Here is a 22256-nt window from a genome sequence, read left to right on the forward strand (position 1 = left end):
CGTTACGCCATTCCAAACAACGCATTTCATCCAAAAACGGACATTCACCGCCATTTTGTCTAAAACTACCACCCGATTTCGCTAATATACAGACGCGCCCGCCGTTACTTGACAGTTTAATCAAAATATCGTGCTGTCATCACTGCATCACCAGACGTCGTATATAATTCAACAACATCATTGTCAACGATCAGTAACAAATCCCCAGAAATCTGCGCCCGCCTAATTTCAGTTTCGCCCGACTCCCACGCAATTCGTTTAAACGTAGCAGTATCCTGATTCCGTTGCATGGTCATTGTAGCTGTCAACTTAACTTGCCATACATCCGCAGTTAAGCGCCAAAGTCCAGGACCCGTAACTTCATCAGGCGTTACTTGCCTGAACTCGCCTAGTTCTGCAATGGCATACTGATGCAACCTACCGCCAACAAGGCGTAGTTCACGTGGCAACGACAAAACATGCGCCCAACCAGCCTGCATGGTTGGCAACGTCTTTTCTCTGCCGGACGGCATCATACCAGCCCAGCCCCACAATAAATGACGGCCAGCATGCTGTAACGTTTGCGAGGCATAAAATTCAAATCCCTGATCCAACTCTTCGAAATCCGACGTCACTTCAAATGAACCAGATGTACTGTCAAACTTTCCTAGAACATAACCTGTGTTGTGAATGTTTTGTAACCGGTCGCCTTGGGCAGGTAGTCCCTGCGGTGAGAACATCAGCACATCTTGGCCGTCAATTGTCAAAATATCTGGGCATTCCATCATGTACCCGCGATACGCCGTTACCTGTTCACCTAAAATCGACCCTAGAAATGTCCAATTGCTTAAATCTGTTGACTCATACGCAATAATATCACCAGTTAAATCAAGTTTTTGGGCGCCGAGCAGCATGAAAAAATGACCATCACGTTCAAAAACTTTCGGATCTCGCACATGACGGGTATAACCGCTCGGCTGGTCAAATAACTTACCGAGCTTGTCAAAGTGGATGCCATCATCCGACACAGCCGCCATTTGGAAAGAGGCCACACTTTCACCCGCATCATTCCGTACATTGCCCGTATAAAATGCGTACAATCGGCCATCCTTCACCAGCGTTGTGCCGGAATAGACGCCTGACCGGTCCTCTGGCAGACTTGGCGCAATCGCAATTGGCATGCGTCGCCAATTTACCAAATCATCACTACCCACGTGGGCCCAAACTTTATACGTATGATCCAGTGCGTTAGGATTCCACTGATAAAAAACATGATATTGCTTGTTAAAAAAAACAAGGCCATTTGGATCGTTAATTAAACCATGTTCTGGATAAATGTGATATCGTTCAAAATTTTCTGTGTCTCCAATAATCAAACGTTCGTCTCCTTTTGGGCTGCCAAAAGCGGTTCACCCGCCATAACTGTTTGGTTTGCAATCTGTTTAACGTCCAGATACTGCCCTGTATTCGTCACGATGACCATGACGTGTTCATCTAAACCGGCTGTTTTAATCTTATCCGCATTAAATGTCCCTAATGCTTCACCAGCTCGAACATGCTGATTTTGCTTCACAATGGTCTCAAAGCCATCCCCATTTAGCGATACTGTGTCCACCCCAATATGAATCAGGATTTCAACGCCATCGTCACCCAATAATCCGTATGCATGGCCCGTTGGGTACACAACAGTGACTGTCCCGTTAATCGGGGCAAACACTTGACCATCGGTGGGCAGTACTGCGACACCTTTACCCATTGCACCACTTGAGAAAACCGGATCATCAACTGCACTAAGCCGGTCAACCCGACCTGCTACCGGAGATGCCACCACGATATCATCAGGCGCTGGTTCATAGCGCGTTGGCACATCAGTTCGTGGACCAGTTTCACCGAAATGACGGCGCTTGCCATAACCATAGGTCACCGAAAAGGCCAAAACAAACGCCAACGCGATACTGATGAAGAAGCCAACCCACTTGGCGGCTGGAATGGCAATAAAGCCAATCACACCTGCAGGTCCTAATGAAGATGACAACACATGGAACAGGCCAATTACCAAACCGGCAATCCCAGCCGAACCAAGTGCAATGAAGAATGGAAATTTATATTTCAAATTAACACCAAACATCGCCGGTTCTGTAATACCAAGCATTGCTGAAGCCCCGGCAGATGATGATAATGCACGCAGTTTCTCGTCCTTTTTCGCCAAGAAGAATACTGCAAACGCTGCGGCTCCCTGAGCAACGTTAGAAACAGCCGCAATTGGGAAAATAAAATCACCACCCGTTTTTGTAATATCAGCTAATAACGTGGTTTCAATTGCCGGAAAGCTTTGGTGCAACCCCGTCACAACGATGGCCGAATACACTGATCCAAAAATCCCCATGCCGACAAAGCCTAACGTTTGATACAGAGTTACTAATCCATCAGTCAAGCCATTAGACAACGTCCGTAGTACTGGGCCAACCACCGTAAACGTCAAGAAACCCGTGATAATAATGGCAAACATTGGTGTGAACGTAAAATCAATCGCACCCTTTAAATGTTTATGGAAAAACTTTTCAACGTTAGCTAAAATGAATGCCACCCCAATGACTGGCAATACCTGACCTTGATACCCAGCTTGCGCAATATGCAGACCAAAGATATCCCACGACGGCATCTTTCCAGCGGCCATGACCGATGCCACGTCATTTCCGTTAATCAGCGCAGGCATCACCAAAATCATGCCAGCCACGGCTCCCAAAATTTCACTCCCGCCAAAGCGTTTAGTGGCTGTATAACCAATTAAAATTGGCAGAAATGCGAAGGGCGCCGACGACATTAGGTTAATCATGTCAGCTGCATCTTTGATTTGTGGAAACATTTGCACCAATGATTGCGGTCCAAACAAATCCTTTCCCGTCAGGATGTTATTCAATGCCATCAACAAACCTCCAGCTGTCATCGCTGGAATCAATGGCACAAAGATATCCGACAATACTTGGACCATACCCATAATCGGATTCTTTTTCTTACCCTGTTGCGCTGCAAGTTCCTTCAGTTCTTCAGGTGTCGCTGTCTGGACCCCTGTCTGGCGAACATAGTGATCATATACTTTATTGACATCACCCGGCCCAACAATAATTTGGAACTGCCCGTTTGAATCAAACGTACCCTTTAGGTCTGGATCGTTATCAAGTGCTTGTTGGTCAATACTGTCACGGTCCTTCACAATTAACCGTAAACGCGTGGCACAATGCGCTGCCGTAATGACATTATCATCACCCAAAGCCTTCGCAACCCGCTTTGCTACCTCTTCGTGGTTCATATTATTCCCCCTAAAACATAATTACGGAACCGGTTCCATTTGTGTACGGGTTAATTGTAACCGTTTTCAAAATAGTAAACAAGTTCAAATTTAGCTTATCTTGGGTGAAAAGACAGCAAAAAATGCCCGATGACTACGAAACATCATCAGGCATATACATGTTACAAGCGAATTTTGAGTAACTAACTACAACAGTTCTTCGCACGATCATTGAAAAATATTTTCGTATCAGATAACTTCTAAGAACTTTACATCGTCAACATAACCAGCGCCCCCAACATTAACACCTATTATTTCATCCTGCTGATTAACAGAAAGCTTTACAACGATTTCTGAAGGACTTCCCAAATTGGCGCCTTGCTGAAAAATGTACTCCTTTTGGCGCCGAATATTTTTCGTGAATAGATAGCACGCCAAGGCACCGCTTGACGTGCCAGTTGCAGATTCTTCGTTAATGCCATACAACGGTGCAAAATTGCGACAGACAGTATCCGTTTCTGACAAGCCAAATACGTGCATGCCGATGACACCATATTGCTCACTAAGTGTTGCTATTGCTTGCCAATTAGGATTTAGTGCGTTGAGATCATTGATATTAACCGGTACCAAAATATCTTTCCCACCTTTGGATACCACTTGAATATCGAAGGTGTCATTAACTGCTGAAATATCAATGGCCTCGCTCAATTCAGACTTCTCAATCTTTTCAAAAAATTCTGAGGGCTGCTGGTTCATAAATATTCTTTTCGGCTGGACTTCGATCGGAATAATCCCCCCTCAATAATCATCACTAATGTCTCAAGCTTATCACCTCGTTCATAAACCCCAAAATAGTCTATCGACTCGAGGCGAAATCTAAACGAAATTTTAGTATCGTTTTGCAAACGTTTTTTATGTTTGGTATCGTTTTTAAGTATTCAAACTAACACAAAATATATATCAGGAGGACTCTTATTTTGATAAACAAAAAGTCACTTGCCACTTCACTTATGGCAACAACTTTTCCACAAGAGTTGCTCTTGTTTCATGGTATCAACAATGAAATTGTCAACTAAGTCAAAAAAAAACGCTATTTTTGGCGGTTTAATAACACTTGTAGCATTAATTCTTAGTGCCCTGTTCCCAAAAGTAAGTATCACTATTTTAGTTATTTGGTTAATAGTGTTCGTTATTGGTGTGTCAAAAATTTCTAATTCAACGCCTAAGAACTAGATCATTTTCGGCGCTATGTAAACAGTCACTGGCATACATCACAATCTGTATTCTTCAAGGAAGATAAATAACTATTTTGGCATTTTCCCAAATTCTTTGACCAGTCATAACTGAATGAAAGAAGCCTGATAACCATTGCATTGCGTGATTATCAGGCTTCTTTCTATATATACGTATTAGCTTTTCGACTGCCTTAAGTTAGTTGCTCATCTATTAATTTCAATCCTAGACTTTCATCTTTTTTATTTTCAATAAGCTTTCCTTACAAGACAAGCCATTAACGTCGCTATACCAAACCCAACCAATCCCACATAGAATACGCCATCACTGCTTTGTACGTGTAAAACACCGTTTGATATAGCATTCGTCACTATTGGCGAAGCAAATACACCAATATTTAGAGCGATTGAAGCTATCGCTGTATACCGATCTGTACGACGAGTTGGCGCAATTTCCGATACCTTGTTAAAAAGTTCTGGTGCCATCAATCCATACGCAACTCCCACCAGAATAGTTGCAGTGTACAGTCCTAGAATGCTGTTTTGAACAATAATCAAAGCATAACCAATCGTCCCCAGCAATGGAATCAAAACGATCAACATATTTTTAAAAAATCTTTTAACCTGACCGTAAACTAACGACACTGGAATACTGATTAGTGTAAAAAATCCATACAGATTTGATGCGTCCTGGACACTGCCCAAATGTCGCTCTACTATCAACTGTGGCATTTTATAGCTCATCGCAACCAGCGCGATGAAAAATGCTAGCGTCATAACCACTAACTCCATCAAAACCAATTTATTATTCAAGCTATTATTATCTCTCGTATCCACACCTGGTTCGTATTGTTTATCAGGCACTGTATCAACTATACGTGGCACCCATTTCCAAAACACGAATAATACTGGTACGGCTAACAGATAAATTGCAAAAGCACCGTGCCAACTGTAGATCACAAAATAGCTCAATGTAAATGAGAAAAATGTACTACTTACACTTGCCGTCGCATTTTGAAATCCTAACATTTTAAATAATGTCGGCCCTTGAAAAAACCGACTTAACAAAGAAATGGCCAGTGCACTAAATAGACCTGAGCCGATTCCCAGTAATACCCTAGAAGCCAAAATGATAGTGTAATCATTAAAATAAAGTGGCATCGTACCAAACACTAAATATACAAGTACGCCTAGAAGTACTGTCGTTTTTGATCCGAGTATTTTAATAACGTACCCTGACATGAGTAATCCTATTAATGTTCCGAAATTGGGTACGGTACCAAGTAATTCGACACCAGCTTTTGAAACACCTTCAAACTGCGCATACATCAATGGAAAAGCCGCCGCAACAACTTGGGCTAATGCAAGAAGACTTGATATCGACAACAATCCTAGTTTGAGTCTAAATTCTTTATAATTTCCCATTAATGAATCACCTTAAACTCAGACATAAGTGCCTTATATAAGGCTCGTCGAAGAATAGGTTCTGGTCCTGAATTATCTTGCATCATGAAGACTGCCACTAATTCACGCGATGGATCAATCACAATAAAGTTGCCACCAGCACCGTCCCATCCAAACTCACCGATAGTTCCATTAACACCTAGCACCTTAGCCTGCTCAGGGTTGGTAAGAATTCGCATGAGATTTGAATAGTTATACCCAGGAACGGTAACACCAACTTCATCCTTGTTTTTAAATGCCATTTGCTTCTCCGTCAGACTAGGCGTAACCATATCTTTAACTGTTGCCCCTGATAAGATCGTTACGTCGTCAAGCCGGCCATTATTACGCAGCATTTCACCAAAAACAGCATAATCGTCTGCTGTTGAATAAGCGCTTCCGCCACCCGCAACGTACAGAGGCGCTACCACATCAATGTTATTATGTAGTGGTAAAGTTAAATACCCATTTTCCGGCTTTTTAGTTAGAGGCCGATTATGTTGAACGACTAATTCGAACTTTGTATCTCGCGTAAATACACCACTCACACGATGTGTCTCACTTTCAGGGACAAAAAAATGGGTGTCTTTCATTTTCAGCGGCTCAAATAACTCCTCCTGATACAGCGTTTCTAAATCTTTACCAGAAACAATTTCAAGAACACTACCTAAAATATCAGCATTGGCACCATATTCCCAGCCTTCACCAGGTTCAAAATCTCGAGGAACTCGACCGTATGAATTAGCAATATCCCTGTTTGATAATGTTCGCCCAGCCTTCAACATCGCCACAATCGCCTCTTCATGCTCCTTGGTTTTCTCTTTACCATATGTCCCTGTAGACGGGTATGAAATACCTGACGTCATATTTAATAAATGTTCGATTGTAATTGGCTTATCACTGTGATTAATATGACCATCTTCGTCAAAATATAACTGATTACCATACTCAGGTAGGTAGTCAGATAGCTCGTCCGTCAATGAAAGCTGCTGTTTTTCGATCAATTTTCTTGCAACTACCGCTGTAAAAATCTTGGTCATTGAATATAAACGATAAATTGCATCCTCACCATCAGTACCATAGTGAGCATGAACAACCTTTTTGCCTGATTGTAAGATTGTTAAATTAGCTCCCCCAAGGCTACCATTGTTAATAGCGTTATTGATAATGTCATCAAACTTGTTCATAGTTCCTCCAAAGTAAATACATTTTAGTAAGCGCTTACATTTAATATTGTATTTACTCGAAGAAGTAATTTGGCCAATTATCTACACTAAAATAGCCAATTTCTGACATTGGCTTTGTTAAACATGCTTCATCAACAAAGTTGGTCTAAATTAAATATCCCCCATACATTAGTTGCAAATTGAGATTTACTCTCAACACTAATGCATGGGGGATATAAGGTTTCTATAAAGTGTCTGTTTTTGATCGACTGTTCTAAAGCGTGTAATTAAACTGAATACAAGGACTTGATTCGTTCGCTTAATACCTAGCCCAGTGTCTAAAATTTGCATTTCGTATTCTTCGTGTTGACTAACAATTTGATAACGATCTCCTTCAGGAGCACCAAACGCCTCCAACATCACCTGGTATGAAATATCGAGAATTTTTGTGATTTCTTCCTGATTTCGCCCTTTTATCATATCAATTTTCATTAATGGCATTATTCATTTACCTCTAAAAATAACTGCTAATCATTTGCGCAATTTCTGCGGCATGAGTTTCCAATGCGAAATGCCCAGTATCTAACAAATGAATTTCGACATTTTCTGCATCCTTTCTAAACGCCTTAGCTCCTTGTGGAATAAAGGAAACATCATTCTTTCCCCAAACAGCAAGGATTTTAGGCTGATATGCACGTATATACTGCTGAAACTCCTCGTACTTCGCCACATTATTTCTGTAATCAAAAATCAAGTCGGATTGTCGTTCTGCATATTCTTCAGACTGGGTATAGGCAATATCCAAAGTATAACCATCGGGTGAAACCCTGTCTCGCATTGTCCCCTCTAGATATTGATTAATAATTGTCTTTGGCGCGAATGCTTGTTTGTAGGTTTCACGTTTGGATATTGTCGGATTGGCCCAATATGCCTTCCTATCCTGCCACTTTTCTCCCAATCCTTCTTCATAAATATTGCCATTCTGACTGACGATACCAAGAATCTTGTCAGGGGAATTCTTCGCAATTCGAAAACCAATTGGTGCGCCATAATCGAACACGTAGAGATAAAATTGTGGGATATTAAGTTGCCTGATAAATTTATTCATTACGTCAGCTAAATTGTCAAATGTATAATCAAATTCGGCTCGTAAAGGAGCGTCCGATTGGCCAAACCCCGGATAATCAGGTGCAATTAGCCTGAACCGCTCACTTAACAACGGCATTAAGTCTCTGAACATATGACTTGCAGACGGGAATCCATGCAACAAAAGCAAGACCGGTTTATTAGTTGAACCCATTTCCCGGTAAAAAATATTAATCCCATCAATATTAACGGTTTTATATAAGCTAATGCCATTCATCATGTTTTGACACCTCCAAAAGCATTTAACGCTCCCCTATGTGCACCATTATAAGCACCTCGTTTTCATATTGTTATCAAAATCGAAACTAAAAAGGCCAATTTCTGACATCGGAAATTAGCCTTTAAACTATTTATTACTGATTTCTAAAACTTTTACTGCCATTGCCAAAGTAGCGTTTCATCCATCTGTTCATATTTTTAACGTTTTTGAATCCGACTTGTACTGCAATGTCATCTAACCGATAATTCGTCGTGTCAATCAGATGTTTTGCATGATCAGCTCTGACAAGATTTATTAATTGTGTAACAGTAATCCCCATTTCGCTTTTTACTAGTCTTGCAATGTACGCTTCAGAGTAATTTAACTGGCGAGCAATTAAATTCGTATTTATTTCGTCGGCAAAGTGTGTCATCACGAAATTGGTTACTTCAGCAGTGCGTCCAACAGAAAATGTCAATTCATTATGGCCATCTACTTCATCTCGATATCTAAAATGATACGCAACTAACTCTTGAAGCAACTGCAATAATCGGATATCCTGAAGAACTTTTGCATCCTTTCGGTCACTACGATACAACGACCAAATGTCATTACCCAAACGCCATAAATCATCCCTGCGTTGTAAATTAATTTCGAAATATCCGAGAGATATATCCCCGTAAACAGCTGCCAAGAAATTGTATGGAAATAGGATAGTTAAAGCCTTCGGTGCTGCAGTTTTGTAGAGCGCTTGGTAGTTGTGTATTTGCATTGGATTCACTAGCCAAATATCACCTGACTTATGAACGACCCGGTTTTGTCCAATTACAATCACTGATTCGGGCCAGTCCATCATGAACGTAATTTCTAACGCTTGATGCCAATGCAACTCATTAGCGCTAGGCGTTTGACTATCATGTGCAATAATTTTCGCCAGTAACCCTGCATCTGGCTCTATATTTTGATGATTTAAAATTGTAGCCACCTACCTAGTTTGAAACATTTTTTCATAATACTGAATCGAATCCCGTGAGCTGCTATCAAACGATACAGATCCTTCATCCGGTTGAGTTCTTGCCAACCCTAATTCCGTCAACAAATTTTTAAGTCGATTGGCAACGCCTTCGTACCCTGTATGAATAGCGATGTTAGAACGGAAGCATGAGCGGATAGTCTCTGCAACAAACGGATAGTGTGTGCACCCGAGTACAACGCCGTCAAATGGAACATCTGAATAACTTGCCAATAAATTCTGTAGCAATCCCTTCAGTGCCTCATCGTCATGCATCCCCGATTCTATATATTCAGCTAAACCAGGGCTAGGTAGCGAAATAATATGACGTGTATCGCTATACTCATTAACCATCTTTTGATACTTTGGCAGTTTCATAGTTAATTTCGTTCCCATCACCAAAATATTTTGTTCGTTATTATCAACGGCCTCTTTTAGCGCTGGCTCGATCCCAATAATTGGTAGTTCTGGGTATTCTTTGGTCAATCGTTCTTTTGCTGCACTGGTTGCAGTGTTACATGCTATCACAATCGCTTTACCATCTTTCTGCTTAAAATATTCAACTATATCTTTTGACAACAGATAAACTTCCTCTTGTGATTTGCTGCCGTACGGCGCATTTTTAGAATCACCGTAGAATAAAAAATCTTCATTCGGCAACATCTCATGCAATTTTCTTAGAGTACTAACGCCCCCAACACCTGAGTCAAATACACCAATCGGGCGACTGATTTCTTCCGTTTTTTGCATATTAGTTCTCCATTCTCTGCATGCAATACAGGTCAAAAATTATCCACAAGAGATGTAATAATTCCACTCTTTGATTAATTTCAATATCCAACACAGTTCAAAAATTGTCAAATGTCTCAAGTTATAACTTGATGACATTTGACCCAATCTCAAGTGATATTTTTTAACGTTATTGACTTTTAGGAATTGATTTTACTACTAGTGAATAAATTGACTCATTCCAATTAAGGTGTACCGATTGACACAGGTATGATTAGTTACGATCACACGAACGACAAGTACATCATCGCTGCCACAGAGTACGCACAATTGCTTGGCACCATCAGCAATCACAAGCTCTGCAGCAAAACAGATGCGCATTCGTCATCTCGCTCTAGTGGTTGACCAACGAGGGCCAAAGTATGCCAAGCGTTATAGCAAATACACAAAACACAAAATCACCCCGACGCACTACTGGTTAGCAGTTTCGTCGGGGTGATTTTAATGAAAGAAATAACTAATCATAACGCAAGTACATACATACTTAATTGTCAGCCAATTCGTAACAGAAAAGAATACTCAAACCGATAATTTATCTTTGATTCGCCGCGCAATTACAACTTACCAAGACGCTCCAATTAATAATCAGCAAGTGCGGTTCCGGGTCTGCAACCAAGCACATGTGTGCGACAAAGAAGCATTCATACTGTCCCTCAGCATTAAAATGGCTAACGTAATCAATACGAATCATGTGAACTAGTTGACGTTAATCAAATGTTAAACAACTAAAAGTCCCGGTGATCATCCAGAGTAATTAAAACATGGACATCATATTAACACCCACCTCATACAGTAAGTGTGCATCGTATAGAATGAGAGATAGTAGGCATTGAGATGCCCGCCTTAATGAATAAGACATCCTTCATTTCCGTAAACAATCCAATTGATGATAAATCATCAATATCGGTTAGGTTACCAAACCGATTTAATAGTTAGCAATATACCATAAATATACAAAATCAAAATATGTATTCTACATCACTTTTATCATTTAGCCACAATTATTTATCCGGAAAAATATCTGGAACAGTTTAAAACAAATTGGCAGATTCGTGTCTGTGCAAACTTCTTCAACCAAAACATGTAGTTTACTGTTTACTGTTTTTTGGTTGTCTAGTCTCTTTTCTTTTATGTTCTCAACCACAAAAAGTAGCCTGACGACCACTTCTTCGCGCGATCATTAGGTTGTTTTCTACTATAATTAACGTTCTTAGTTAGGCAGTCCAACCCATACACCAAAGCCAAACCCAACAATAAACAATCCTAGAAGTACGCTTGCTGCGATTACTTCTGGAGTGAACTTTGATTCAGTAATAAATTCGCTGATTTTAGACATAACATCTACCCCCTAGTCACTTACTATCTTAATGCTACCAAACAAAAATCCGGTCAGCAACCTAAAATAAATAAGGTCATTAACCGGATGTTCTACTATGTTATTGTTGCTTGAACTGGCTCTTGGCTTGGCGCATAACTGCGTTAACGTCGTCTTTCCCACGCCACCCTCAGTCGTGGCAAATGTAATTGTTTTCGTCATGTGTAAACCTCGCGTTATCGATAGCCAAAAAGGCATTATAAAATAAAAAGGTTCTGACAAATGTATTTTATACACATAAAACCGTCTAAGCTTCGTGGCGGAATATTTGGTATTATTGGATTAACAAAGGAGTTTAAAGCCATGGAACCATACTCAACACGCCACGTTCGTCTCACTCACAGGATGCGTAATCTTCAAAATAAAATCGATTCATTCAAGTTAGGCCGTGACGAGAATGGCGTACCACTCGACATGGACATGATTGATTACGAGTGCATGAACGACGAGTACATCATCGCCGACACAGAGGACGCGCAATTGCTGGAAACTATACGCAATCACAAGCTCCGCAAGAAGTCGCGTATTCGTCATCACGCGCTCGTAGTTGATCAACAATGGGCCAAGTACGGTAAGCGTTACGGTAAGTAATCGATTTTTGATTTGATTATGAAACTGCCCTAAGCGTGGCTGCGCCCCTCGGGGGTTCCCCCTGTGTGGGCTGATTAGCCACACAAATGGATTTCCAGCATCCTGTGGTGTTTGAAACTGCTTAATTAAAGATAGCCCGACGACTGGATTAAGAAGAAGACTACCCCCAAAAAATGAAAACACAAGCAAACCATTTACATGATCATGTCAAAAATTACGCTGTAAAATGTCATTTTTTAACGTCATATTCCGTACATAATTTGATTTCATTCACACTTAACTGAGCATCCCCGCCTGCTGGACTCACATTTCTTGTAAGTTCAGCAATTTATTATCTCCATAAATCAACAATTGAAAGTACAAGCTGGGATTGAATTTTTCAAGGTAATCCCTATTTAGTTAAGCCATCTTTCTTAATGAATGAGCACAAGATTTATTCAATCTTGGTTTAGCGGCTCGCGTTCACAACGAACTCAAAAAACGATAATCCTAAAACTAGTCGCGAATGCAAAATAAAAAGCACCGGGAGAATCATCTCTCGGTGCTTTCTTGTATGGGCCTAGCAGGACTCGAACCTGCAATACCCGGTTCGTAGCCGGGGTGTTTATCCAATTAGCATATAAGCCCAAAACATTTACTTCGTTGCCTCAACAACATAATTAATAATAGCAATTCACTTCCCGTTTGTAAAGGATTTTTTATCGAATTTTTTTAAGAAAGCAAAAAGCCCACACCTTCAGATGCGGGCTTTTTAAAATTATTGACCTAATAGCTTACTATTACGTGCCACTTTTCGGTTTGGAAAAACACCAAATATCATGATGATCAGTATGCGCGGCCACCGCTTCAACTGGAACTGACATCACCGTCGTCCCCATCTGCGCCATGCTATTGAAGTCAATCGCAAAGTGCAAGATAATCCCGTACAAAATTGAGCCTGTCCGTGCATAAATTGCCGTAAAGATTAGACCAACCCACGTTGCGAACAATACTTGTGACAGTGTGGACGTTAAATCTTGGCCAGAGGCCATATTTGTTAAATGTAATAAACCAAAAAAGACAGATGAATAAATTGCCGCCTGAAACGGTGCATTCCGACGCTTTTGTAAGACACGTAGCAGAATATAGAAAATGCCGGCTCGTAAAATTGCTTCTTCAAGAATACCAGCTTCAAGTGCTCGCAATGTCAGCGACGCTGCTTGTTCAAAGTGATAATGCACGATGTTAGATGCACCAAAAGTTAACCTTAGTGCAACGATAATCACATAGCAAACCAACGGCACCCAACTAGCAAACTTCGTAAATTTTAGACCGATATCATGTTGCAACAATTGGTGCATAATGCGTACGATAATGAACAACGTCAAGATAGCATAAGCAATCGTCGCAATCGCGTCAATAAAATTGGGCACATGAAACAGCATCATACCATGCTCTAAAACAAAGTAACCTAGTAACAAACCGAGTACCGTAATGAGCGCTCTTTTTTCATTTTTAGTCATAACAAAGCCTACTTTACTGGTGCATCTTGTTCACGAATAAAGTCACGTGAAAAGACGGTCTGACGAACAATAATCGTTGGTATCGCAATCAACGAAGGTATAATCGTTATCAGCGTTGACCCATAAGCTGAGATGAAGGTATTGTCCGTGAAGTAAATACCAACCGATTGATGCGTCAAGACGACATACACTAGGTAAATCAAAATGATTAAAGCGAACATGATTACATACCATGTCAAAGTTAACATGAAGAGTTGTCCTTTATACCCTTTCATTTGATCATCAGACCAACCAATGTAAGCCAAAGCCCCTTGCAATGGACGCCCATTTTCAAAATCATCAACGGCTTTAGGAACTGCTTGCGTATAAGCGTAGGCCTTCACAATACCCGGAATCAGGAGCAATATGCCCCACAACATTGTAAAAATCGCCTGTAATATACTAATTTTTATCAATACCCAAAGCAACCGGCCGTTTTTGAAGTAATCGAAAATGCCACGTTCAGACCGATTAAAGGTAATCAATTGGTAAAGTGTCCCCAACATTACCGCCCCAAATATAGTCGCAACTAAAGCTAAAATTAAGCTACCGCCATAGAATTCACCGATTTTATCATCAACGACATCCCCAACCAAGGTAAAGAAAAGATCCCCAACAACCGCAATTAGTGCAACCAACAACACCCGCTTAATCGCTAAAAAACCACGACTATCCCGAATAATATCCGTATTTCTACTCATAAATAAATCCTCCAAAAACCAAACATTACAAATACGTTACCATTTATTTTCATTAAGAACAATTGACCAAAAATATACCATTTCATTGAAATATTAGTCGATTGTGTTTTTGTGGCGTTATGTAAAATTATTTATGACCTATACCGTTTTAAAAAAGCAACTGTCAAAATGACAGTTGCTTTCATGTTTTATTTATTTTTTCATTGCGCGTTGAATTAATGTACTGACTTGATCAGCTACGTCTTCCTGCCATGCCGTTACTGCAAACGACGTTGGCCACATCGCCCCATCATCCAATTGGGCGGCATCATTAAACCCAATTGTGTTATACCGGCTTTGAAATTTCGTAGCTGGTTGGAAAAAGAGTACCACTTTACCGTCCGCATTTGCATATGCTGGCATACTGTACCATGTCTTGGGTTGCAACTCTGGCGCAATCTCTCGCACTAAGTCATGCAATTTCGCCGCGATAAACGCCTCATCATCCGGCATTTCAGCAATTTTCTCCAGCAAATCGGCCTCTGGATTCTTCTTACTACGCTTATTTGCCTGTTCTCGTCGTAATTCAGCTGCGCGTTCTTTCATCGCCTGTTTTTCAAAATCTGAAAATCCGCTTTGTTCAACCATATGTTCACCATTTTCTTTCAATCTTTCTTGGCCTAAGTATAGCAAAAAAATATGGCAACCAAACAAAGTTGGTCGCCATATCCGTCTAATTTGAAAAGTCCATATGTTCTAAGTGAGTAAACGTCGCTTCCAGGGTTTGTTTCAGGTGCTGATCATAAATTTCATAATAGACCCGATTTCCAGACGTTTCGCGCGTCACCACGTGATTTTGATACAAAATTGCCAAATGTTTCGACACCGTCGGTTGCGCGATTCCAGTTTTCGCAACCAATTCACTCACATAAACAGGTCCTGGGTGCGTCACCATATAGTGCAAAATCGCTAGGCGACTCTCATTACCTAGGACTTTGTAAAAGCCGGCAACCGCACGCAATAGCGCTTGTTCCTGTGCCATCTTATCACCCAACCTTTAAATTGTGTTGCAGTTAGCTTCTAAGTGTGTTTCTGCCTGAATCGTTGTGTGGGCAATGCCAAACTCATGTTTCAACGTTTCCGTGATGTCATCCAGGTCAGCATCGTTAAACGTCGGTGCAACTGCTAAGTGGGCTGTTAACGCCGCTTCAGTCGTCGAAATCCCCCAAATATGAAGATCGTGGACTGATTTTACTGCCACATGGTTTGCCAAGTAGTCCGCGATACCTGCCTCATCAATCCCCGCTGGGACCCCATTGAGTAGCAAATTCAGAGACTGCTTGAATACATCCCATGAACTGACCACAATCACAATGCCAATTAAGGCTGACACCAACGGGTCGATCCAGTTCCAACCAGTCAGGGCAATCAATACCCCTGAAATCACAACGCCAACAGAAACGCCGGCATCGGCCAACAAGTGAATATACGCGCCACGTGCATTCAAATCATGTTCTTGCTGACCACTTTTGGCAAAGAAGTGTGCTGCCAAGAAATTAACTAAAATTCCAACTAACGCCACCCAAATCACGATATCGCCGTCAACATGCGCCTTACCGTTAATCAATTTATCAATAGCTTCAAACCAGATAATGCCAACGGCAATTAATAGCAAAATAGCATTGATTGCACTGGCAAGAATGGTTGTGTTATGAAAGCCATATGTTCGTCGTCGCGTCGCTTTCAACCCAAAAACTAATACTGCTAGCCAAGACAAAATTAGCGACGCAACATCACTCACACTGTGCAGCGCGTCTGCAAATAAGGCTGTCGATCCAGCCAATTTCGCAAAAATCATTTCCCCAATGATAAAAGCCAAGTTTAGTCCAATGCCGATTAAATACGGCGTCTGATTATTCTGTTCAATTTCATGATGATGCGTGTGTGCCATCCTCATCCCCTCCGTTTCCAATATGTCACATATGGTATATGCCAATTATGGCATATTAAAAACTAGAGTTCAAATGAAACCTATCATTTTATGGCCTAGGCTTAATGTTCAGTAAATACACTGGCCAACCAGTCTGCAATCGTCGCCATGACTGCGTCAGTATTCTCTGTTTGTGTCACTTCAATCGTAAACGCCTGTACATCTTCAAAAAAATCTGGCGTGGGGTCATAGCCATTTGTAGTCAAGAAAGTTTGCACAACTAGCATGGCCGTTCGCTTGCTGCCATCCACAAATACTGGCGTTTTGACAATTTGTTGCATCATGTAGGCCGCTTTCAGCCAAATTGTTGGGTACATTTCTTGTCCGAACACAATTTGCTGTGGTTGCGTAATCACAACATCAAACGCCCGCGGCGACTGCACCCCTGCGTTACCGCCACCAAGTGTTGCAATTGCCGTTTCATTTAGACGCAGCACTTCAGCAGCTGTTAAATACTTTACCTGATTCATGGATTATCCACCAATTTCTAAAAAAATGACGCTTGGGCCTTAATGCCAAACGTCATGTTTCATTACTTATTTTTGCAGCTCCAACAAGCGCGCACGCAATGCGTCATCGTACGCCGTCAAGTACAAACCGTACTTACCGCGCTTGATTAAGACGTTCAACACGTTTGCGATAAACGCCTTGAACTCATCTTCCGTAAACTTACGATCTTGACGCTTCTTGAAAATCTCCTTGTGAGAATACTTTTCTGGAATAATTGTCACGCTATCAGTCTTTGGATCATAACCAAATGAAGGACCAATAATCATCCCCACATAATTCAAATCAAATCCTTGCAACGTGTAAATCGTTCCGACCTGAGTAATCGATCCCTCACGCTTAGCCCAGTGGGTACGCTGTGGATCCCATTCATCCCAAGGCAAGTTAAAGGTATCCATCTCAACGTTGTGACGACCATCAATTCGTGGGAAGCCAGACGTTGCGACCACGCGACTTTGACCAAACTCCTTGTTCTTTTCCTTAATTGCTTCGTACAAATCGCCAGCCTTATCAAAGACCTTAAATTCAAACTCAGAATTATATGGAAATGGCTTCAAAGGCTTTTCAGCCGTCAAATCATCCAACCAGTCAACTTGTTCCTGGCTCGCTACCATTCGATATTGGAAGTCCATGTCAAATTGGTGATATGGGTTGTTACCAATCGTCTTAAACAACAAGTCCTTGTCCCAGTACATCTTTGACTGGAACACTTGGGCAAAATCGTAAACAACGACAACGACCTTAGCCAATGACATCAAATCTGCTAGTTGGTTTTCACCATTGTAGTGCATGTAAGGTTCAGGCTTTGATAGTAATAAGTGGGCCTCATCAACGAAAATGACATCGTATTGCCAGTTACGCTTTTGTGCATTGTTAATCAACGGTGTCGGCCGTGTAATATCCTTATCACGCATGCCTGGAATATCAACGGCCAAGTCCTTGTATGCTTTAAACAACTCTGGGTGGTTTACAACCAACGCCGTCTTGTAGCGCTTGTCAGTCATATACTTCGTAACTAAGTTCATTAGAACAACTGACTTACCAGTGCCGGCAGCACCTTGAATAATTGCAACACGGTGATCATTTTGCTTCAAGCCATCACCAATGTAGGCATTCATATTAGAAATAACAGCTTCTTGCTCCGCTGAAAGATTATCAACGAAAAATTGTTCTTTTAAAATTTTATTCATAATAAAAGACATTATACAACGTAAGTACTCCTTGTGCTATTTCGATGCCAAATTTTTCATCATTAACACATCCGTTTGTTGGTCAGTCCCCATATAGAAATCATGCGCCTCACCCGTTAACGTGAAGCCCATCTTCTCATAGAATGCGATGGCATTCGGGTTGTGTTCCCAGACCCCAAGCCAAATTTGGTGCTTATCTAGTGACTTAGCTAGTCGCTCGGCTTCACCGATAAACACACGGCCGAGACCTTGCCGTTGGAAACTTCGGCGTACATAAATGCGCTCAACTTCAAGCGCATCCTCGCCCATTTTTTCTGACTGTGCGTCATCCACATTTAACTTGAGATACCCTGCAATTTTTTCATCCACTAAGACAAAATAAAACATTGATGCTGAATTGGCTAATTCAGCTGCTAGTTTCTCTGGCGTGTACGCCGCTGCCAGGTAATCACGCATGTTTTCGGCCGTATTTTGTGCACCAAATGTATCTGAAAATGTTTCAATTGAAATATCGCGTAGTGTGTCCAAATCCTTGGTTGTCAATCGACGTAATGTCATACCCATCATTAATCTCCTCGTCTTTAATAGTTACGGTGTTGTCCTTTTTTTACAGCGTTCCAATCGGCTGCAACATTTTCACGCATCCGTATCAACATGGCGTTCAATTGTTGCACCTCTGCATTGGAAAATCCTTGTAACGCCACAGCTTCTGAGTAATCATTTTCCCGTTTAATCACTTGGTAAATGGCGCGCCCCTTTTCCGTTGCGCGAAGATGTTTAATTTTCAAATTACCGGGATTATCCTGTTTCTCAACTAACCCATCGGCAATTAATTTCTTAACAGCCCGCGACACCGTTGTGCGGTCGACCATAATCAAATCTGACAACGCCTCTTGAATAATATCAGGCTGTTCAACAATTCGAACCAAATACAGATATTGTCCTTTGGTCAGATTAAATTCTTTAAATTCCACATTGCTTATTGAATCTAGGGCACGCGCAATCATGCCAATTTCTCTTAAGTTAGCTGTCATATTTTCGTCCTCACGCATAGTCTATAATTATTTTGTTGCAAATGCAACAAAAAACGGTAATCATTAAATTGATTACCGCTCTTATATAGTGTTAATTAATCTAGTGCGTCATAGTCCGCATCTGAAACCGGCTCAAGCCATTCTGGTGTTCCAGCCGTAATCGCAATGTGCTCAAACCAACTATCTTTTTTGGCACCGTGCCAATGCTTCACACCATCACGTGTCACGATAGTATCACCCTTTGTCAGTGACTGAGCAGGTTGTCCTTCTTCTTGATACCACCCTTCACCGGCAGTCACCAATAAAATCTGATAGCCGTCATGGTGAATATGCCAATTATTTCGTGATCCTGGCTCAAACGACACTGAACCAATGCCAATCTTTTCATCCGGTGACGTCACCAAGTTGGTCAAATAGGTGTCACCGACAAAAAATTCGCCATAGGGATTTAGAACACCCGCTGCAAAGATTGTCCCCGTTTTAATTTCTGGAAACTTTGCCATTATGCTACCTCATAAACTTCTTTTGCGATATTAAATGCTGACCAGGCTTTGGGCCAGCCAACGTAGAATGCCAAGTGGGTAATAATTTCAGCCACTTCATCAGCAGTTAGACCGTTTTCTTTCGCTTTCTGCATGTGGAAGGGCAATTGTTCAAACGCCCCTGTGGCAATCAGTGCGGTAATCGTTGCAAACGACCGATCACGAGCTGAAAGTGCCGTCTCGCGTGACCAAACCTGGCCAAACAGGACCTCGTCATTTAATTCTGCAAATTTAGGTGCAAACGCGCCCAATGCGTCGTGCCCTGCAGTTACCTTCTCTGCCATATCACTCATCTCCGTTCTTAATCTAACGTGCCCCCGAACACTGGGAAGCCACTAAATTCACCATAATCGTTAAACGTAACTCGCTTTAGCAGCGTCATATCATCATCACTAATGGTAAAGTCGACTGTTGCGTTATGACGCATGTGGTCTTCAGACAGCGTCTTTGGCAAAGGCAAGGCATCTAATTGCAACAAGTAGCGAATCCCCAATTGTGGTACCGATACACCATACTTATCAGCAATTTGTTGCAAGTTCGGATTCTTCAGCATTTCACCGTGACCAAATGGCGAATAGGCTTCAATTTGAATATCGCGTTGCTTGGCATAATCAAAGAGACCAAATGGCACATTGCCGATGTGCGCCAAAACTTGATCTACAGCAGGCTTAATGCGTCCGTTATCAAGAATGTTCTGCAAGTCAACTTCATCAAAATTTGAGACACCGATTGTTCGAATCTTACCAGCATCAACGGCCTCTTCCAGCGCACGCCAAGCAGCCAGATTACCGGCAAAGAAACGGTCCTCTTTTTGGAAATCAACCCAAGGCTTTGGTGAATGAATAATCATCATATCGATATAGTCCAACCCTAAATCAGCCAATGATTGGTCAATGGCAGCCACCGCATCATCATAGTCCTTGATTTCACCGGCTAGTTTGGTTGTCACGAAAACATCTTCCCGTCGTACACCACTGTCACGGACGCCACGACCGACACCGACTTCATTTTCATAGGCTTCAGCCGTATCAATATGCCGGTAGCCCACTTGAATCGCCGTTTTAACAGCTTGGGCTGCGTCATCGTTATCGGTAATCATCCACGTGCCAAACCCAATCTTTGGGATTTCAACACCATTATTTAATTTGTAGGTTTCATCAAAAATTGTCATGTTCATGCTCCTCGTTCTTTCAAAATCACACGGACCGTCGCCTCACGTGGTCCGGCACCCAGCATCGGTGGCATATAGGCGCTGTCCGCATACTTTGTCTGATAGGCAGTATCAATTGCCGCCTGAAGTTGCTCATGGCTAGCCCCCGAAATGAGTTCAAAGGCGACGCGATACGCCTGACCAGCAATGGTGATTTCACCCGCCCTTTGGCTCTTCGCTGATCCGTACCAACGTGATTGCACCCCATTCCAAGCCCGAACATATAACTCACCGTCGACAACAACCGACCAAATCCATGTTGGTGTCCCCGGCGTGCGACCATCAGCTCGATAAGGTGCAATATGAAAATCATCTGCCCGACTAAAGTCGTTAACTTGTTCTGGCGTTAGTGTCATCTTAGCTACCTCCCTTGTATCTCAAGTGTAGTGCGTTATACTTGTCATTACTAATGCCTTGTTTTTATAACAAACTATAACGAGAGGTAATAATATGGAATTGCGCGTTTTAAGATATTTCCTAGCTGTTGCACGCACTGGCACACTAACCGCCGCCGCAGCTCAGTTAAACGTGACACAACCTGCTTTATCACGTCAGTTAAAATTGCTTGAAACTGAACTTGGTGTGCAACTGATTAACCGTGAACATAAGCCTGTCACGCTAACCCCTGAAGGCATCTACCTGGTCAAACAAGCTGAATACATGATTGCAATCGCTGACAAAACCGTTACCAATTTACAATCCAAGGAAGCGATTGCCGGCGTTATCACGATTGGTGCTGCTGAAACAGTGATGTTCGATCATGTTATCCAGGCAATCTCTAAATTACAACGTGACTACCCGAACGTCACGATTACTTTAATTTCTGGATCAACAACTGACTTACTGGCTCGCCTTAACCAAGGCGAACTCGACTTCCTGTTTGCCCTTGATTTCACGCAAAAAGCTTCTTATGACTACCTCGACTTTCCAGATGCGGATGTTCGTGGGGTCTTTATCAACCAGCATCATCCGCTGGCCAGTGAGCCAGCAATCACAGCTGAACAACTCACCCAATACCCCGTCGCGATTTCAAGGCAGTCCTCGTTTAACGATTCCTTAGTAGAAGAACTTGACTTGAAGGCGTCGCAGCTAAATATTCGCATGAAGTACAATCTGATTGGTAATGCCCGCATGTATCCATTGGTTGACGACCAGCTCCTCTTGGTCGGTATCGCTGGGGTGATTAATGCCCCTGAGTTACTCTTCAAACCATTTACACCTGAAAACATTTCGACAGGCACGATGATTTGGAAGCACACCCCCTTCCTAACCCCCTTGCATGAGGAGTTTATCCATTATTTGGAGAATGAACTCCCAATTAAATAGTGCTACGCAGAAAGG

At 41.9% G+C, this 22256-nt stretch carries 25 protein-coding genes and 1 tRNA gene; 2 read left to right on the forward strand and 24 right to left on the reverse strand.

What is annotated here, in order from left to right:
• Positions 1 to 116: 116 nt before the first annotated feature.
• The 10 genes from ACJ28U_RS06890 to ACJ28U_RS06935 form a co-directional block, all read right to left on the reverse strand.
• Entirely contained in the window at positions 117 to 1355 is a 1239-nt protein-coding gene (locus ACJ28U_RS06890; protein WP_407618804.1) for a glycoside hydrolase family 32 protein, read from the reverse strand.
• The gene (locus ACJ28U_RS06895; protein WP_407618805.1) at positions 1352 to 3289 is read right to left on the reverse strand and encodes a sucrose-specific PTS transporter subunit IIBC; all 1938 of its coding nucleotides are present in this window, start codon (positions 3287 to 3289) and stop codon (positions 1352 to 1354) included. Before ACJ28U_RS06895 ends, ACJ28U_RS06890 begins: the two co-directional genes overlap by 4 nt.
• Before the next feature lie 228 nt (positions 3290 to 3517).
• On the reverse strand, positions 3518 to 4024 hold the full coding sequence (locus ACJ28U_RS06900) for a PhzF family phenazine biosynthesis protein (RefSeq protein WP_407618806.1): 507 nt from the start codon (positions 4022 to 4024) through the stop codon (positions 3518 to 3520).
• 725 nt (positions 4025 to 4749) lie between these two features.
• The gene (locus tag ACJ28U_RS06905; RefSeq protein ID WP_407618807.1) at positions 4750 to 5925 is read right to left on the reverse strand and encodes an MFS transporter; all 1176 of its coding nucleotides are present in this window, start codon (positions 5923 to 5925) and stop codon (positions 4750 to 4752) included.
• Positions 5925 to 7130, reverse strand: coding sequence for a serine hydrolase domain-containing protein (locus tag ACJ28U_RS06910; RefSeq protein WP_407618808.1), 1206 nt, complete (start codon positions 7128 to 7130; stop codon positions 5925 to 5927). Before ACJ28U_RS06910 ends, ACJ28U_RS06905 begins: the two co-directional genes overlap by 1 nt.
• A 198-nt stretch (positions 7131 to 7328) precedes the next feature.
• Positions 7329 to 7610 (reverse strand): tautomerase family protein, encoded by a 282-nt coding sequence (locus ACJ28U_RS06915; RefSeq protein ID WP_407618809.1) that lies wholly within the window; start codon positions 7608 to 7610, stop codon positions 7329 to 7331.
• A gap of 13 nt (positions 7611 to 7623) precedes the next feature.
• The gene (locus ACJ28U_RS06920) at positions 7624 to 8475 is read right to left on the reverse strand and encodes an alpha/beta fold hydrolase (RefSeq protein WP_407618810.1); all 852 of its coding nucleotides are present in this window, start codon (positions 8473 to 8475) and stop codon (positions 7624 to 7626) included.
• 133 nt (positions 8476 to 8608) lie between these two features.
• Positions 8609 to 9439 (reverse strand): AraC family transcriptional regulator, encoded by an 831-nt coding sequence (locus ACJ28U_RS06925; RefSeq protein ID WP_407618811.1) that lies wholly within the window; start codon positions 9437 to 9439, stop codon positions 8609 to 8611.
• Positions 9440 to 10216 carry a glutamate racemase gene (gene murI, locus ACJ28U_RS06930; protein ID WP_407618812.1) on the reverse strand — a complete coding sequence of 259 codons (777 nt, stop codon included), beginning with the start codon at positions 10214 to 10216 and terminating at the stop codon, positions 9440 to 9442.
• A 1249-nt stretch (positions 10217 to 11465) separates the two neighbouring features.
• Positions 11466 to 11591 (reverse strand): hypothetical protein, encoded by a 126-nt coding sequence (locus ACJ28U_RS06935; RefSeq protein WP_259713956.1) that lies wholly within the window; start codon positions 11589 to 11591, stop codon positions 11466 to 11468.
• A gap of 342 nt (positions 11592 to 11933) precedes the next feature.
• Between ACJ28U_RS06935 and ACJ28U_RS06940 the strand changes: the two genes are divergently transcribed.
• Positions 11934 to 12221: a hypothetical protein gene (locus tag ACJ28U_RS06940; RefSeq protein ID WP_145559212.1), complete on the forward strand. Its 288-nt coding sequence runs from the start codon at positions 11934 to 11936 to the stop codon at positions 12219 to 12221.
• Between the two features lie 554 nt (positions 12222 to 12775).
• On the opposite strand, the gene ACJ28U_RS06945 is transcribed toward ACJ28U_RS06940, so the two are convergent.
• The 14 genes from ACJ28U_RS06945 to ACJ28U_RS07010 all read right to left on the reverse strand — a co-directional run bounded on the left by ACJ28U_RS06945 (position 12776) and on the right by ACJ28U_RS07010 (position 21271).
• Positions 12776 to 12848 (reverse strand) — tRNA-Arg (locus ACJ28U_RS06945).
• A gap of 152 nt (positions 12849 to 13000) precedes the next feature.
• Positions 13001 to 13723: a CPBP family intramembrane glutamic endopeptidase gene (locus tag ACJ28U_RS06950; protein ID WP_407618813.1), complete on the reverse strand. Its 723-nt coding sequence runs from the start codon at positions 13721 to 13723 to the stop codon at positions 13001 to 13003.
• 8 nt (positions 13724 to 13731) lie between these two features.
• Positions 13732 to 14463, reverse strand: a complete 732-nt coding sequence (locus tag ACJ28U_RS06955; RefSeq protein WP_407618814.1) for a hypothetical protein — start codon at positions 14461 to 14463, stop codon at positions 13732 to 13734.
• Positions 14464 to 14655: 192 nt separating this feature from the next.
• Entirely contained in the window at positions 14656 to 15090 is a 435-nt protein-coding gene (locus ACJ28U_RS06960; protein WP_145528210.1) for an iron chaperone, read from the reverse strand.
• Positions 15091 to 15175: 85 nt separating this feature from the next.
• Complete coding sequence (locus ACJ28U_RS06965) at positions 15176 to 15484, reverse strand: ArsR/SmtB family transcription factor (protein WP_407618815.1); 309 nt, start codon at positions 15482 to 15484, stop codon at positions 15176 to 15178.
• Positions 15485 to 15499: 15 nt separating this feature from the next.
• On the reverse strand, positions 15500 to 16393 hold the full coding sequence (locus tag ACJ28U_RS06970; protein WP_407618816.1) for a cation diffusion facilitator family transporter: 894 nt from the start codon (positions 16391 to 16393) through the stop codon (positions 15500 to 15502).
• A 101-nt stretch (positions 16394 to 16494) separates the two neighbouring features.
• Positions 16495 to 16902, reverse strand: coding sequence for a type II toxin-antitoxin system death-on-curing family toxin (locus ACJ28U_RS06975; protein ID WP_407618817.1), 408 nt, complete (start codon positions 16900 to 16902; stop codon positions 16495 to 16497).
• Positions 16903 to 16968: 66 nt separating this feature from the next.
• A complete protein-coding gene (locus ACJ28U_RS06980) occupies positions 16969 to 18129 on the reverse strand; it encodes a DUF2075 domain-containing protein (RefSeq protein ID WP_010373802.1) in 1161 nt (386 codons plus the stop codon).
• Positions 18130 to 18165: 36 nt separating this feature from the next.
• Positions 18166 to 18696 (reverse strand): GNAT family N-acetyltransferase, encoded by a 531-nt coding sequence (locus ACJ28U_RS06985; RefSeq protein ID WP_407618818.1) that lies wholly within the window; start codon positions 18694 to 18696, stop codon positions 18166 to 18168.
• Between the two features lie 14 nt (positions 18697 to 18710).
• Entirely contained in the window at positions 18711 to 19163 is a 453-nt protein-coding gene (locus ACJ28U_RS06990) for a MarR family winged helix-turn-helix transcriptional regulator (protein WP_407618819.1), read from the reverse strand.
• A 95-nt stretch (positions 19164 to 19258) separates the two neighbouring features.
• The gene (locus tag ACJ28U_RS06995; protein WP_407618820.1) at positions 19259 to 19666 is read right to left on the reverse strand and encodes a cupin domain-containing protein; all 408 of its coding nucleotides are present in this window, start codon (positions 19664 to 19666) and stop codon (positions 19259 to 19261) included.
• Positions 19666 to 19989 carry a carboxymuconolactone decarboxylase family protein gene (locus ACJ28U_RS07000; protein WP_134644156.1) on the reverse strand — a complete coding sequence of 108 codons (324 nt, stop codon included), beginning with the start codon at positions 19987 to 19989 and terminating at the stop codon, positions 19666 to 19668. Before ACJ28U_RS07000 ends, ACJ28U_RS06995 begins: the two co-directional genes overlap by 1 nt.
• 17 nt (positions 19990 to 20006) lie before the next feature.
• Entirely contained in the window at positions 20007 to 20870 is an 864-nt protein-coding gene (locus ACJ28U_RS07005; RefSeq protein ID WP_407618832.1) for an aldo/keto reductase, read from the reverse strand.
• Between the two features lie 8 nt (positions 20871 to 20878).
• Positions 20879 to 21271 (reverse strand): DUF2255 family protein, encoded by a 393-nt coding sequence (locus ACJ28U_RS07010; RefSeq protein WP_407618821.1) that lies wholly within the window; start codon positions 21269 to 21271, stop codon positions 20879 to 20881.
• Between the two features lie 94 nt (positions 21272 to 21365).
• On the opposite strand from ACJ28U_RS07010, the gene ACJ28U_RS07015 reads away from it, so the two are divergent.
• Positions 21366 to 22241, forward strand: coding sequence for a LysR family transcriptional regulator (locus ACJ28U_RS07015; RefSeq protein ID WP_407618822.1), 876 nt, complete (start codon positions 21366 to 21368; stop codon positions 22239 to 22241).
• Positions 22242 to 22256: the final 15 nt, after the last annotated feature.

Origin of the sequence: Weissella sp. MSCH1, from assembly GCF_045799135.1 — a bacterium.
In the GTDB taxonomy this organism is placed as follows: Bacteria; Bacillota; Bacilli; order Lactobacillales; family Lactobacillaceae; genus Weissella.